The organism is Simplicispira metamorpha (assembly GCF_004341365.1).
Lineage (GTDB): Bacteria > Pseudomonadota > Gammaproteobacteria > Burkholderiales > Burkholderiaceae_C > Simplicispira > Simplicispira metamorpha.
Genome location: NZ_SLXH01000011.1, coordinates 19149 through 33005, shown reverse-complemented (window position 1 = coordinate 33005; position 13857 = coordinate 19149). Strand labels below are relative to the sequence as shown.

The 13857-nt window shown below is 64.6% G+C and carries 12 protein-coding genes; 5 read left to right on the top strand and 7 right to left on the bottom strand.

All coding sequences use genetic code 11. From position 1 onward, the window contains the following. Positions 1-22: 22 nt before the first annotated feature. The 5 genes from lptF to EV674_RS07600 all read left to right on the top strand — a co-directional run bounded on the left by lptF (position 23) and on the right by EV674_RS07600 (position 4863). The gene (gene lptF, locus EV674_RS07620) at positions 23-1117 is read left to right on the top strand and encodes an LPS export ABC transporter permease LptF (protein WP_119012569.1); all 1095 of its coding nucleotides are present in this window, start codon (positions 23-25) and stop codon (positions 1115-1117) included. Then, positions 1114-2223: an LPS export ABC transporter permease LptG gene (gene lptG / locus EV674_RS07615; protein ID WP_119012568.1), complete on the top strand. Its 1110-nt coding sequence runs from the start codon at positions 1114-1116 to the stop codon at positions 2221-2223. The genes lptF and lptG overlap by 4 nt, the downstream gene beginning before the upstream one ends. 4 nt (positions 2224-2227) lie before the next feature. Further along, on the top strand, positions 2228-2626 hold the full coding sequence (locus tag EV674_RS07610; RefSeq protein WP_119012567.1) for a sirohydrochlorin chelatase: 399 nt from the start codon (positions 2228-2230) through the stop codon (positions 2624-2626). Positions 2627-2738: 112 nt separating this feature from the next. Beyond that, positions 2739-3680: a CysB family HTH-type transcriptional regulator gene (locus tag EV674_RS07605; RefSeq protein WP_119012566.1), complete on the top strand. Its 942-nt coding sequence runs from the start codon at positions 2739-2741 to the stop codon at positions 3678-3680. 25 nt (positions 3681-3705) lie between these two features. Next, positions 3706-4863 carry a pyridoxal phosphate-dependent aminotransferase gene (locus tag EV674_RS07600; protein ID WP_119012565.1) on the top strand — a complete coding sequence of 386 codons (1158 nt, stop codon included), beginning with the start codon at positions 3706-3708 and terminating at the stop codon, positions 4861-4863. Positions 4864-4887: 24 nt separating this feature from the next. On the opposite strand, the gene EV674_RS07595 is transcribed toward EV674_RS07600, so the two are convergent. The 7 genes from EV674_RS07595 to EV674_RS07565 form a co-directional block, all read right to left on the bottom strand. Then, the gene (locus EV674_RS07595) at positions 4888-7035 is read right to left on the bottom strand and encodes a putative bifunctional diguanylate cyclase/phosphodiesterase (protein WP_241524890.1); all 2148 of its coding nucleotides are present in this window, start codon (positions 7033-7035) and stop codon (positions 4888-4890) included. Positions 7036-7317: 282 nt separating this feature from the next. Next, a complete protein-coding gene (locus EV674_RS07590; RefSeq protein WP_241524889.1) occupies positions 7318-8979 on the bottom strand; it encodes an ABC transporter ATP-binding protein in 1662 nt (553 codons plus the stop codon). Then, positions 8976-10067, bottom strand: a complete 1092-nt coding sequence (locus EV674_RS07585; RefSeq protein ID WP_119012630.1) for an ABC transporter permease — start codon at positions 10065-10067, stop codon at positions 8976-8978. The genes EV674_RS07590 and EV674_RS07585 overlap by 4 nt, the downstream gene beginning before the upstream one ends. Before the next feature lie 10 nt (positions 10068-10077). After that, positions 10078-10494 carry a type VII toxin-antitoxin system HepT family RNase toxin gene (gene hepT / locus EV674_RS07580; RefSeq protein ID WP_119012563.1) on the bottom strand — a complete coding sequence of 139 codons (417 nt, stop codon included), beginning with the start codon at positions 10492-10494 and terminating at the stop codon, positions 10078-10080. Further along, the gene (gene mntA, locus EV674_RS07575; protein WP_119012629.1) at positions 10484-10900 is read right to left on the bottom strand and encodes a type VII toxin-antitoxin system MntA family adenylyltransferase antitoxin; all 417 of its coding nucleotides are present in this window, start codon (positions 10898-10900) and stop codon (positions 10484-10486) included. The genes hepT and mntA overlap by 11 nt, the downstream gene beginning before the upstream one ends. A 15-nt stretch (positions 10901-10915) precedes the next feature. Next, positions 10916-11947 (bottom strand): microcin C ABC transporter permease YejB, encoded by a 1032-nt coding sequence (locus EV674_RS07570; RefSeq protein ID WP_119012562.1) that lies wholly within the window; start codon positions 11945-11947, stop codon positions 10916-10918. Between the two features lie 3 nt (positions 11948-11950). Further along, on the bottom strand, positions 11951-13846 hold the full coding sequence (locus tag EV674_RS07565) for an extracellular solute-binding protein (protein WP_119012561.1): 1896 nt from the start codon (positions 13844-13846) through the stop codon (positions 11951-11953). Positions 13847-13857 lie beyond the last annotated feature (11 nt).

The following is a 13857-nucleotide window of genomic DNA, read 5'->3' as shown; positions in this document are numbered from 1 at the left end:
ATGGCCCTTTTCGTTCGAGCCAATGTTATTCGATTCATCCATTCGCAAGGAGCTGGCGCGCAGCTTCGGCGCGACCCTGGTGGTGCTGGTCACGGTGGTCATGACCATGATGCTGATCCGCACCCTCGGCCAGGCCTCGCGCGGCAGCGTCAGCCCCTCTGACGTGATGCTCGTGATGGGCTTTACCGTACTGGGCCAGCTGCCTACCATCCTGAGTCTGAGCCTGTTTGTCTCCATTGTCGGCACCCTCTCGCGCATGTACCGTGACAGCGAAATGGTCATCTGGTTTGCCAGTGGCCGCGGGCTGCTCAGCTTGCTGGCACCGCTGCTGCGTTTTTCCTGGCCCGTGATGCTGGTGATTGCGTTGCTCTCGCTGCTGGTGTGGCCCTGGGCCAACCAGCAAATTGACCAGCTCAAACAGCAATATGAGCAGCGCAGCGACATTGACCGCATCGCGCCCGGCGAGTTTCAAGAATCAGCCAATGGCACACGCGTTTTTTTCATCGACAAAAACAGTGCCGCAGGTGAAACCGCCAGCGACGTCTTTGTGGCCGTGACCGAGCCCAAGGGGGAATCTGTCATCTCCGCCCGCAGCGCCCGCGTGGAGGTGCGTGATGGCGAGCGCTTTGTGGTGTTGAGCAACGGCCAGCGCATGGAGTCCGGCGGGGACAAACCCGGCACCAAAATCAGTGCCTTCGATGAATACGGCACCCGCATTGGCACAGCCCCTATCGCCATCGCGGACGAGGGCTCCGTGAAGACGCGCAGCACGCCTGATTTGCTGGGCCAGGCGTCGCCCATGGCCCAGGCGGAGCTGGGCTGGCGTATCGGCCTGGCGTTTGCCGCCCTGAATTTTGTGCTGCTCGCACTGGCGCTGGCCAGCGTCAATCCGCGTGCCAGCAGCAGCAACAACATGGTGTTTGCACTGCTCACCTTCATCGTTTATTACAACCTGCTGACGCTGGGCCAAAGCTGGGTGGGCTCGGGCAAGATGGGGCTGGTGCCTTTTCTGGCCCTGTTGCACGGCGGAACGCTGGTCTTTGCGCTGCTGCTGCTCAGCGCCCGGCACCATCACTGGAGCCCGCGCCAATGGTGGCAAGGCAGGAGCGCCGCATGAAAACCATTCGCCGACTCATACACCGCGAAGTCATTGCCGCCGTCGGTTTTGTGACGCTGGGCTTTTTGGCCCTGTTCTTCTTTTTTGATCTGGTCGATGAGCTGCGCTGGGTGGGGCGCTATCCAGCAGGCGCGTATGGCCTGCCCCATGCCCTGTTGTTTGTCACGCTGGCGCTGCCCAGCCACCTCTACGAGTTGCTGCCCATCACGGTACTGATCGGCACGATTTTCGTCATGGCCCGGTTGGCACAAAGCTCGGAATTCACCATCATGCGCACCAGTGGCCTGGGGCCCTGGCGGGCCTTGCACACTCTGCTGGCGGTGGGCGGTTTTTTTGTGCTGCTGACATTTGCCGTGGGCGACTACCTGGCGCCCATGTCAGACCGCGCAGCACAACTGGTCAAGGCCCGCTACCAAGGCCGTCTGACTACTGGCGCCACCGGTGCCTGGCTGAAAGAGCGCCAGGGCGATCACTCTTTTGCCGTCAATGTGCGCGCTATCGGGCCCGACGGCGGCATGCTGGGCGTGCGCATTTTTGAATTTGATGGCCAAGGCCGCCTGGCATCACGCACCCAGGCCGACAGCGCACAATTTGGCAAAGATGGTGCCTGGCACCTGGCGCAAGTACAAAACAGCACCTTCCACACTGAAAAAGCCAACAGCCCCGCCCGCGTCGAAAAAATCGTCCTGCCAGAGTGGAACTGGCCCACGCAGATCAGCGCTGACATGGTGGCCGCTGCCGTGCTCAAACCCGATCGCATGGCCACCATCGACCTGTTCCAGTACGTGCGCCACCTTGAAGCCAACGGCCAGGCCGCCCAGCGCTACGAAATCGAATTCTGGCGCAAGGTGTTCTACCCCTTGAGCTGCCTGGTGATGGTGGTGCTGGCGCTGCCTTTTGCCTACCTGCACTTTCGCGCCGGGGGCATCACCGGCTATATGTTTGGCGGCGTCATGGCAGGTATCAGCTTTTTCCTGCTGAACAACGTGTTTGGCTTTGTGGGTAACCTGCAAAACTGGTCGCCGTGGATCACGGCAGCCGCCCCCGGACTCATCTACTCCCTGCTGTCACTGGCCGCCTTTGGCTGGCTGGTGCTGCGGCGCTAACGCCATGACCACCCTGCCCCCACCGCCACACCATGGCGTGATCTTGTTTGCCCACGGCTCGCGCGACCCCCAGTGGCGGGCGCCCATCGAAGCGGTGCGCCAGCACATCGCACGCCACCAGCCCCAGGTGTTGACCTGCTGCGCCTACCTGGAGCTGTGCGAGCCCGATCTGGCCCAGGCCACGCGCGACCTGCTGGCCCAGGGTGCGGCCAGCATCACCATCACGCCCATGTTTCTGGGCACCGGCAAGCACGCCCGCGAAGACCTGCCCCAGCTGATGGCCGCCCTGCGCGCGCAGCACCCCCAGGTGCAGTTCACCGTGCAACAGGCCATTGGCGAAGACCCGCGCATGACCGCCCTCATGGCCGACATCGCCTGCACGCCAGCGCACACCAGCAGCTGACGCCGCCCTGCGCAACCCCACCGCTGGTGGCTGCGCGCTGCACAGACCGTGTCGAGCCCGGCTCTTTAGACGCCTGAGCGATAATGATGCAACTCTTTAGCTGCATTCAGGCATGAACCTCCACCAATTTCGCTTCGTGCAAGAAGCCGCCCGCCGCAACCTCAATCTGACCGAGGCGGCCAAGGCGCTGCACACCTCGCAGCCCGGCGTCTCCAAAGCCATCATTGAGCTCGAAGGTGAGCTGGGCGTGGAGATTTTTGCCCGCCACGGCAAACGCCTCAAGCGCATCACCGAGCCAGGCCAGCATGTGCTGCGCAGCATCGAACTCATCATGCGCGAGGTCAGCAACTTGAAGCGCATCGGCGAGCAGTTCAGCGCCCAGGACAACGGCACCCTCAGCATTGCCACCACCCACACCCAGGCGCGCTACGTGCTGCCCGTGCCGGTGGCCAAACTGCGCGAGGCGTACCCCAAGGTCAACGTCAGCCTGCACCAGACCACCCCCGACCAGGTCGCGCGCATGGTGATCGACGAGGTGGCCGAGATCGGCATGGCCACCGAATCCCTGGCCGATTACCCCGAGCTGGTCACCCTGCCCTGCTACGAATGGGAGCATGTGCTGGTGCTGCCCCCCGGCCACCCGCTGGCGCAAAAAGAACGCATCAGCCTGGAAGACATAGCGCACGAAGCGCTGATCACCTACCACCCCTCGTTCACCGGGCGCGGCAAGATCGACGCTGCCTTTGCCGCACGCCGCCTGCAACCGCGCATCGCCCTGGAGGCCATCGACTCCGACGTCATCAAAACCTACGTGCGCCTGGGACTGGGCATTGGCATCGTGGCCGAAATGGCCATGCGCGACGACCCTGTGGGCGACCTGCTGGTGCGCCCCGTGGGCCACCTGTTTGGCCAGAGCGTGGCGCGCGTGGCTTTCAAGCGTGGTGCCTACCTGCGCAACTTTGTCTATAAATTTGCCGAACTCATCAGCGACCGCCTCAGCCGCGACCTGGTGGCCCGCGCCATGACCGGGCATGTCAACGACTACGAACTCTGATTCCCGCCCCCTCTTGCACCACGCCATGACCGAACGCCCCCCCGCCCTTGTCAGCCGCCTGCCCCAGGTGGGCACCACCATCTTCAGCGTGATGTCTGCGCTGGCCGCGCAATGCGGCGCCGTCAACCTGGGCCAGGGCTTTCCTGACTTTGACTGCGACAGCGCCTTGCTTGATGCGGTGGGCCAGGCCATGCGCGCCGGGCACAACCAGTACGCACCCATGGCCGGCGTGCCTGCCTTGCGCCAGGCAGTTGCTACCAAAATAGAAGCTACTCACGCCCGCCCGTATTGCCCTGAGGCCGAAATCACCATCACCGCCGGGGCCACGCAGGCCATTTTGACGGCCATTTTGGCCATCGTGCATCCGGGCGATGAAGTCATCGTGCTCGACCCCTGCTACGACAGCTATGTGCCCAACATCGCGCTGGCGGGCGGCGTGGCGGTGCGTGTGCCGCTCACGCCGGGCACCTTCCGGCCCGACTTCGACAAAATCAGCGCCGCCATCACACCCCGCACGCGCGCCATCATCATCAACAGCCCGCACAACCCCAGCGCCACCACCTGGAGCGAGGGCGACATGCGCCAGCTGCAAGACCTGCTGGCGCCCACCGATACCCTGCTCATCAGCGACGAGGTCTATGAGCACATGGTGTTCGACGGCGCCACGCACCAGAGCGCCGCCCGCTTTGACGGTCTGGCCGCGCGCGCCTTCATCGTCTCCAGCTTTGGCAAGACCTTCCACGTCACCGGCTGGAAGGTGGGCACCGTGGCCGCGCCCGCGCCGCTGATGGCGGAGTTCCGCAAAGTCCACCAGTTCAACGTCTTCAGCGTGAACACGCCCATGCAGCATGGGCTGGCGCACTACCTGCAAGACCCCGCGCCTTACCTGCAACTGAGCGCCTTCTACCAGGCCAAGCGCAACCTGTTCCGCCAAGGCCTGGAGGGCTCGCGCCTGCGCCTGCTGCCCGCCACGGGCACCTACTTCCAGTGCGTGGACATCTCGGCCGTGAGCGACCTGAGCGAAGCCGATTTTTGCCAATGGCTGACGCGCGAAGTGGGCGTGGCCGCCATCCCGCTGTCGGCGTTTTATGGCGACGGCTTTGACCAGCGCGTGGTGCGTTTTTGCTTTGCCAAGCAAGACGACACGCTGCGCGCCGCCATCGAGCGGCTGCGCAAACTCTGAGCGCGGCGCCCGCGCCTCTGCCCGCTACAGCAGCGGCAGCGGCGCAGGCGCAATCACCCCGCCCGCCTCCAGTAGCTGCGTGATCTGCGCTTCGGGCACCGGGCGCGAGAGCAAATAGCCTTGGAACTCGTCGCAGCCCTGGTAGCGCAAAAAGTCAAACTGCGCCTGCGTCTCCACGCCCTCGGCCACCACGGTTTTGCGCAGGCTTTTGCCCAGCGAGATGGCGGCGCGGGCAATCATGGCCACCTCTTCTTCGTGCTCCAGGCCCGTCACCAAAGAGCGGTCGAGCTTGATGGTGTCCAGCGGAAACCGGCGCAAATAGCTCAGTGACGAGTAGCCCGTGCCAAAGTCGTCCATGGCCAGGCCCACGCCCAGGGCCTTAAAGTCGCTCAGGATGGCCACGGCGCGCTCGCTGTCGCCCAGAAACACCGACTCGGTGATTTCCAGCTCCACCTGGCTCGACGGCATCTCGGCCTCGCGCAGCAGGCCAGCGATGTGCGCCACGATGTCGTGGCTCAAAAACAGCTGCGGCGAGAGGTTCAGCGCCAGGCGCAGCGGCACCGCGCGCGCATGGTTCCAGCGGCGTGCGGCGGCCAGCGCGCGGCGCACGATGGCGGTGGTCAGCGGCAGGATCAGCCCGGTTTCTTCGGCAATCGGGATGAAGCGGTCAGGCCCGACGGCGCCCAGCTCGGGGTGGAACCAGCGCGCCAGTGCCTCCACGCCGACGATGCGGCGGCGGTGGTCCACCTTGGGCTGGTAATGCACATCAAAGCCGCCATGGTCCAGCGCGCTGCGCATGGCGGCCTCCAGGTGCAGGCGCTCGTCGGCCTGGCGGTTGAGCTCGCGGGTAAAAAACTGGAAATTGTTGCGCCCCCGGTCTTTGGCCGCGTACATGGCCACATCGGCGTGCTTGAGCAGTTGCTGCGCATCATCGCCATCGCTGGGAAACATGGCCACGCCCAGGCTGGCGCCCACCTGAAACTCGCGCCCATTGAGCACAATGGGGCGGCCAATGTCTTGCAGCATCCGCTCCAGCAGGGAGATGACGCTGCTGGTGCGGTAGTGGTCGTTGATGACCAGCACGAACTCGTCGCCGCCCAACCGCGCCACGGTGTCGCCACTGCGCAGGCAGCCCGTCAGGCGCGCAGCCACCTCCTTGAGCAGCTCATCGCCCGCCGCATGGCCCAGGCTGTCGTTGATGAACTTGAAGTTGTCCAGGTCGATGAACACCAGCGCCAGGTAGTAGCCCATGCGCGTAGCACGCGCTATGCCTTGCGCGATGCGGTCGTTCAGCAACACCCGGTTGGGCAGGCCCGTGAGCAGGTCGTGGTTGGCCTGGCGCTCCAGCTGCTCCTGGTAGTGGCGCCGCTCGGAAATATCCTGCACCGTGCCCTCGTAGCACAAAAATTCGCCCTGCGGGCCGCGCACGACATGGGCATTTTCGGAGATCCAGATGCACGTGCCATCGCGCCGATGCACCTCGGATTCAAAATTGAGCACCTGCCCTTGCGCCTTCATGAGCCGGTGAAACACCTCGCGCCGCCCGGCCTTGACGTAAAGCCGCCGGTCGATGTCCGACAGGTCGGCCATCAGCGCGGCGGGCGTGTCGTAGCCGTAAATGCGCGCCAGCGCCGGGTTGGCGGCCAGGTAGTGGCCATCGCGCGAAGTCTGAAAAATGCCCTCGCTGGCGTGCTCGAAGATGTGGCGGTAGCGCAGCTCGGCGTGCTCCAGCGCCTCCAACGTGGCCTGGCGCTGGGTGATGTCCTCGACAAAGCCTTCCAGCACCAGCACATCCTGCTCATCGCACACGGCCACGCCGCGTTCGGCCACATGGCGCGTTTGCCCCGACAAGGTGGTGATGCGGTACTGCACGGCAAAGCGCTGCCCGCTGGCCACGGCGCTTTGGATGACCTCGCGCACCCGCAAGCGGTCATCGGGGTGGGTGATGTACTCCCACGACACGCCCGTGCCTCCGAGCAACTGCGCCGGTGCATAGCCTGTGAGGTCGGCACAGCCCTGGCTGACAAACACCATCGTCCAGTGGGCATCGTTGAGGCAGCGGTAGGCCATGCCTTCGAGGTTGTTGACCAGCGTGTCCAGCACGCGGGAGCGGTTGACGATTTCCGTCGATAACAAACTGGCGCGGCGATGGCGCGGGGCGGAAAAAGGCACAAAAAAACCTCTGGCATGGGATGCATCAGACAAGCAAGCACCATGCCCAATGCAGACCACACCGCACCAGCCCGTGCCGCACCTTTCCGGGGCATGAAAAATGCTATTGATTACATAGCTGCAAGCGCTTTATGCACAAGGCTTAGCGGCCTATTTGGCATCAAATTTCAGGCCCGCAGGACAGCGTTTTGCCACCCCGACAGCCTATCGAATGCACCAAACAGGTGCTGATGGGTACCTGGCCTGCGGGTTGATCAATCCCCTTTTGATAGCTGCTCGCGCTTATCCCGCAAGGGCCGTACCCGGCACCGCAGCCGCAGCCACCAGCCGCTGCGTGTAGGGGTGCTGCGGCGCATCGAGCACCTGGGCGACGGTGCCGTGTTCGACGATGGCGCCATCTTTCATCACCAGCACCTGGTGCGCCATGGCGCGGATCACGTCCACATCGTGGGTGATGAGCACATAGCTCAGGCCCTTGCCGCGTTGCAGGCCTTGCAGCAGCGCCAGCACCTGCTGCTGGATGGTGACGTCCAGCGCGCTGGTGGGTTCGTCCAGCACCAGCACCTGCGGCTGCACGATGAGCGCGCGCGCAATCGCCAGGCGCTGGCGCTGCCCGCCAGAAAACTCGTGCGGGTAGCGCGCCAGCAGGCCGGGAAACTGCGCCTCGCTCAAGCCCACCTCGGCCAGCGCCGCCTCGACGCGCACGCGCCGCTGCGCGGGCAGCAGCGCAGGCTCGTGTACGCGCAGCCCTTCGCCGACGATTTCTTCCACCGTCAGGCGCGGCGACAACGACGAGAACGGGTCTTGGAACACCACCTGCACGCGCCGGCGCAGCTGCTGGTTGGCGGGCGTGTTGCGCGCAGCGGGCTGCTGCCAGCCCTGCCCAGCCACCGTGAGCTGACCACCATAGGGCAGCAGGCCCAAAATGGCCTGCGCCAGCGTCGATTTGCCCGAGCCCGACTCGCCCACCACGCCCAGTGTCTGGCCCGCCAGCAGTTGCAGGCTGGCGCCCTGCACGGCCACGAATTCGCCTTTTTTGAACCAGCCGCGCAGGCCCGGCAGCGGCGTCGGGTAGGCCACGCGCAGGGCCTCGGTCTGCAACACCAGCGGCGTGCCGAGTGCTGGCGCCTGCTCGACCACGTCGCGCCGGGGCTGGCTGGCCATGAGGCGCTGGGTGTAGGGGTGCTGCGGCGCGCGGAACACCTCGGCCACGCGGCCCTGTTCGACCAGCACGCCCTGCTCCATCACGGCCACGCGGTCGGCAAAGCGGCGCACCAGGTTCAGGTCGTGGGTGATGAGCAGCACGGCCATGCCCGACTGGCGTTGCAAGTCCGACAGCAGATCGAGAATCTGGCCGCGCAGCGTCACGTCCAGCGCGGTGGTGGGCTCGTCGGCCAGCAAGAGCGCGGGCTCGCTGGCCAGGGCCATGGCGATCATGGCGCGCTGGCGCTGGCCGCCGCTCAGTTGGTGCGGAAAGCTGTTGGCACGGCGCTCGGGCTCGGGAATGCCGGTTTTTGCTAGCAATTCAATAGCTGCTTGCGCAGACTCGGCGGGCGTTAGTGCCTTTTTTAGCTCCAGAACCTCGGTGATTTGCTGGCCGATGGTCATGAGCGGGTTCAGCGCCGTCATGGGCTCCTGGAACACCATGGCGATGTCGCCGCCGCGCACGCCGCGCATTTCGCGCTCTGAGAGTGATAGCAGGTCGCGCCCGCGCAGCAAGGCTTTGCCGCTGATTTTGGCATCGCCCGCCAGGCGCAGCAGGCTCAGGGCGGTGATGGTTTTGCCCGAGCCCGATTCGCCCACCAGCGCCAGCTTTTCACCGGGGGCGATGGAGAAATGGACACTGCGCACCACGGCCTTGGCACCAAAGTGGACGGACAAATCCTGCACGTCCAGCAACGGGTCGGCAGGCATTTCCTCTCCAGTCATGTAAGTAACGTTCATTGCGATGCTTTGCGGGGGTCGAGGGCGTCGCGCAGCGCGTCGCCCATGAAGGTGAGCAGCAGCAGCGTGACCACCAGCACGGCAAAGGTGGACAGCGAAATCCACCACGCGTCGATGTTGTTCTTGCCCTGGCTGAGCAGCTCGCCCAATGACGGTGTGCCCGGCGGCACGCCCAGGCCGAGAAAGTCCAGCGACGTCAGCGCCAAAATCGCTGCGCTCATGCGAAACGGCAAGAACGTCACTACGGGCGTCAGGCTGTTGGGCAGGATGTGGCGCCAGATGATCTGCGCGTTGCCCACGCCCAGCGCGCGCGCGGCCTTGACGTAGTCGAGCTGGCGGTTGCGCAGAAACTCGGCGCGCACGTAGTCACTCAGCCCCATCCAGCCAAACAGCGAGAGCAGCACCAGCAGCAGCGCAATGCTGGGCGCCAGCACGGCGCTGAAGATGATGAGCAAATACAACTCAGGCATGGAGCCCCAGATTTCGATAAAGCGCTGAAACGCCAAATCCGTCTTGCCGCCAAAAAACCCCTGGATGGCCCCTGCCACCACGCCCAGCAGCACGCCAGTGAACGTCAGCGCCAGCGCAAACAGCACGCTGACGCGAAAGCCGTAGAGCAGCTGCGCCAGCAAATCGCGCCCCCGGTCGTCCGTGCCCAGCCAGTTGGCGGCGGACGGCGCCGACGGGTTGGGCGCCTGGGCAAAGTAGTTCAGCGTGTTCGGCCCATAGCGGTTGACGGTGTAGAGCGCCCAGTTGCTGCCCGCGCTCAGGCGCTCCTGGATGAACGGGTCGAGGTAATCGGTGGGCGTGGCAAAGTCGCCGCCAAAGGTGGTTTCGGGGTAGTCCTTGAGCAGCGGGAAATAGGTCTGCCCCTGGTAGCGCACGACCAGCGGGCGCTCGCTGCTGACCAGTTCGGCGCACAGGCTCAGCAGCACCAGCGCGCAAAAGGCGATCAGGCTCCAGTAGCCCAGCCGGTTGCGCTTGAAGCGCAGCCAGGCGCGGCGCGAGGGGGACAGGGAGGCTGGCGCGGAAGCTGCGGCCGGCGCAGTGGCGACAACGGCAGCACGGTGTGTAGCAGTGGTATCCATGTCTTGCGCCTTACCCGGCATCACGCTGCAGGAGGGCTTTGCTGTATTGCAAAAACTCATCCAGGTGTTTTTCGATGATGGCGACGGTGATGGGCAGTTGCAGCGCCTTGTCATCGTGGACAGCAATATTGCGAAAACCGACCATGCGCTGCAAACCCTGGGCCAGCGGCAGCTCAATACGGCCTGCCTGGGCCAGCAAGGCAAACACATCGCGCGCACTTTGCGGCACACCCAGGCGCTCACGCCGGATCAGGTGCTGGCCCATGTCCAGAGCGGCCTCGCAGGCGCGTTGGATGTTCAAAATGGCCGCATCCTGGCGCGTGAAATTGCTGGCAAAACTGGCCGGATCGCTGAAATACTCTTCACGCGCCCGCGCTACGCAGCGCTCAATGGTCGCGGCTTTGTTGATCAACACGTCATCCGCCATACACGCTTCCTCGCTCCTGGATATCGGCCAGCAGACCGGCCCGCGCCGTATCCAGCGCGGTTTTTTCGCTCAGGATGGCACTCTCGAACAGCGCCGCCTGCGCATCACGCGCCCACCAGCGCTGGCCGGTGGTAATGATCTGGTACTGCATCACCGTGGATGCTGCGCGCAAGTCCAGCAAATCAACGTCGCAACCGGCCACGTCGGCCAAGTCACCTGACAGGTTCCACAGCAGCAAAGGGTCAGCGTAGCCCTCCACCAGTACGGCCAGATCCAGGTCGCTTTCAGGCCCCGCCGTACCTTGCACACGGCTGCCAAAACCGTAGATGGCAAGCAGTCCCGGCAGCGGCGATTGCAGCGCAGGGACGATGCGCTCCACCACCTCGGGCGTCACTGGGGGTTGCATGGGCATGAATGTCCTTCAATCAAACTTGACACGCGGGTCCACCCACACATAGCAAAGGTCAGAAATCAGCTTGGTCACCAGGCCGATCAGCGTGAACAGGTACAGCGTGCCCAGCACCACCGGGTAGTCGCGCCGGATCACGCTCTCGTAGCTCAAGAGGCCCAGGCCGTCGAGGGAAAACAGCGTCTCAATCAACAGCGAACCCGCAAAGAACGCGCCGATGAACGCCGCCGGAAAGCCCGTGATGATGGGAATCAGCGCATTGCGAAACACATGCTTCCACAGCACCTGGCGCTCGCTCAATCCTTTGGCGCGCGCCGTCAGCACGTACTGCTTGCGGATTTCTTCCAGAAACGCATTCTTGGTCAGCATGGCCGTGACGGCGAAGCTGCCCAGCACCATGGCGATGATGGGCAGGGTGATGTGCCAGAGGTAATCGACAATGCGCGCGCCCCAGCTCAGCTCCTCCCAATTCGCCGAGGTCAGCCCGCGCAGCGGAAACCACTGCAATTGGCCGCCAAACACCACCAGCAGCGCCACGCCCAGCACAAAGCCCGGAATGGCATAGCCAACCAGAATCAAGAGCGTGGTCACCAGATCAAAGCGCGAGCCGGCGCGCACCGCCTTGGCCACGCCCAGCGGCACGGCCACCAGGTAGCTGATGAAAAACGTCCACATTCCCAGGCTGATGGACACCGGGAGTTTTTCGCGGATCAGCTCCCACACGTCCTTGTTCTGGAAAAAGCTGCGCCCCAGGTCAAAGCGCGCGAACTGGCCCAGCATCTGCGCAAAGCGCTCGGGCGCGGGTTTGTCGAAGCCGTAGAGCTGCTTGATCTGCTCCAGCCGCTTCGGATCGACGCCCTGCGCGCCCCGGTAGGCCAGACCACCGCCCTCGGCACCGCCACCGCCCGCGCCCGCCTTGGCCTCGGCCAGGTACTGCTCGACCGGGCCGCCGGGCACGAATTGCAGCACCACGAAGGTGAGCAGCAGCACGCCCAGCAGCGTGGGCAGCATGAGCAGGCAGCGTTTCAAAATATAGGCAAACATGGCTCAACCGCCCTTCCCATGCGCGCTAACAGCTATCGAATCAGGAGCAATTTTCCCCGGTAACGCAGACGTGCCGGATGGCCCCGTGGGCTGTCTGGCCCAGCCGGTGTCCATCACCCAGCCCTCGCCACTGGAATACGGCGGCACGGTGTCCGGCAGCGCCACGCGCCAGGCGTTGTAGGCCATGCGGTGCGTGGGCGCGGTCCACTGCGGAATCAAGACATGGCTGTGCGCGATGGCGCGCTCCAGCGCGTGGCAGGCGGGCAGCAGCTGGGCCTGGGTTTTGGCAGCGGTCATGGCGGTGATGAAGGCGTCCACCGCCGGGTTTTTCACGCCGGCAAAGTTGCCCGAGTCTTCGGTGTCGGCCGCCGGGCTGCCGAACAGGTCGGCAAACTCCTGGCCGGGGTTGTTGGTGCCGCCGTAGGCAATGCTGGTGATGTCGAAATCGAACTTTTGCAGCCGCTGCTGGTACAGCGCAAAGTCCACCGAGCGAAACCGCAGCGTGATGCCGAGCTTTTCGAGGTTGCGCATCCACGGCGCCACGGTGCGCATGCCGCCTTCGTTGCTGTCCATGTATTCGAGCACCAGCGCCTGGCCCTGGGCATTGCGCAGGGCGCCATCCTGCACGCTCCAGCCCGCGTCTTTCAGCAACTGCTGGGCGCGGCGCAGGTTGGCGCGCAGCGATGCGGGCGGGTCGGTGCGCGGCGGCACGGTCATGGGGCCGAAGGCGGCGGCGGGAAGATTTTTGCGCCAGGGCTCCATCAGCGCCAATTCCTGGGGCGATGGCGTGCCTTGCGTCTCGCAGGCGGTGTTGCCAAACAGGCCGTTCACGCGCTGGTACGAGCCGTAGAACATCTGCCGGTTCATCCACTCAAAATCCACTGCCAGGCCCAGGGCTTCGCGTACGCGCACGTCCTGCAACAGCGGGCGGCGCGTGTTGAGCACGTAGCTTTGAAAGCCCGAGGGCAGCTTGTGCCGGAACTCGCCCTTGACCAGCTCGCCGGTGTCGAACTTTTTGCCGTTGACGCGCCGCGCCCAGTCGCCCGCGCTGAAAAAACGCATCAGATCGAACTCGCCCGCCTTGAGCGCTTCGAGCCGCGCGGTGGCGTCCTTGTAGATCTTGACGGTGATGCGGTCGAAGTTGGCCGTGCCCTTGCGCACGTTCAGGTCGCGCGCCCAGTAATTCGGGTCGCGCACGTAGGTGATGTCCTTGCCAAAGCGCACCGGGCCGATTTGGTAGGGGCCGCTGCCCAGGGGTGCGTCCGTCACCACCTGGTCGAAGGGCTTGGGCTGGCCGCCCTCTGCGCCCCAATCGCGGCTGAACACGGGCAGGCCGCCCACTGTGAGCGGCAACTCGCGGTTGGGTTTTTTGAAGCGGTAGCGCACGGTGCGCTCGCCCAGCACGTCCACGCCCGCCACGTCGATCAGCATGGTTTTGTACGCGGGCGAGGTGTACGGGCCGACCAGCGTGTCGTAGCTGAACTTCACGTCTTGCGCCAGCACCGGCTTGCCGTGGTGAAAACGCGCCTCGGGCCGCAGCGTGAACGTGGCGGAGAGGCCATCGGACGCCACCTCCACATCCTGCGCCAGCAGGCCGTAGCCAGCGGCGGTTTCGTCCAGCGGGCCCACCAGCAGCGAGTCGAACATCAGCTGCGACAGATACGCCGGCGCACTGCCCTTGATGGTGAACGGGTTGTATTTGTCGAAGGTGGAGGCGCGCGAATTGCTCACCAGCCGCAACTCGCCGCCCCGGGGCGCGCTGGGGTTGACGTAATCAAAGTGCGCAAAGCCCGCAGGGTACTTGAGCGCACCCCACAGAGCGTAGCCGTGCGCGCCCCAGGCAACCGGCGCCGCCGCGCCCAAGGACAGAGACAGGCAAAAAATAGGCAAAAACCGCATGCGACAATTCT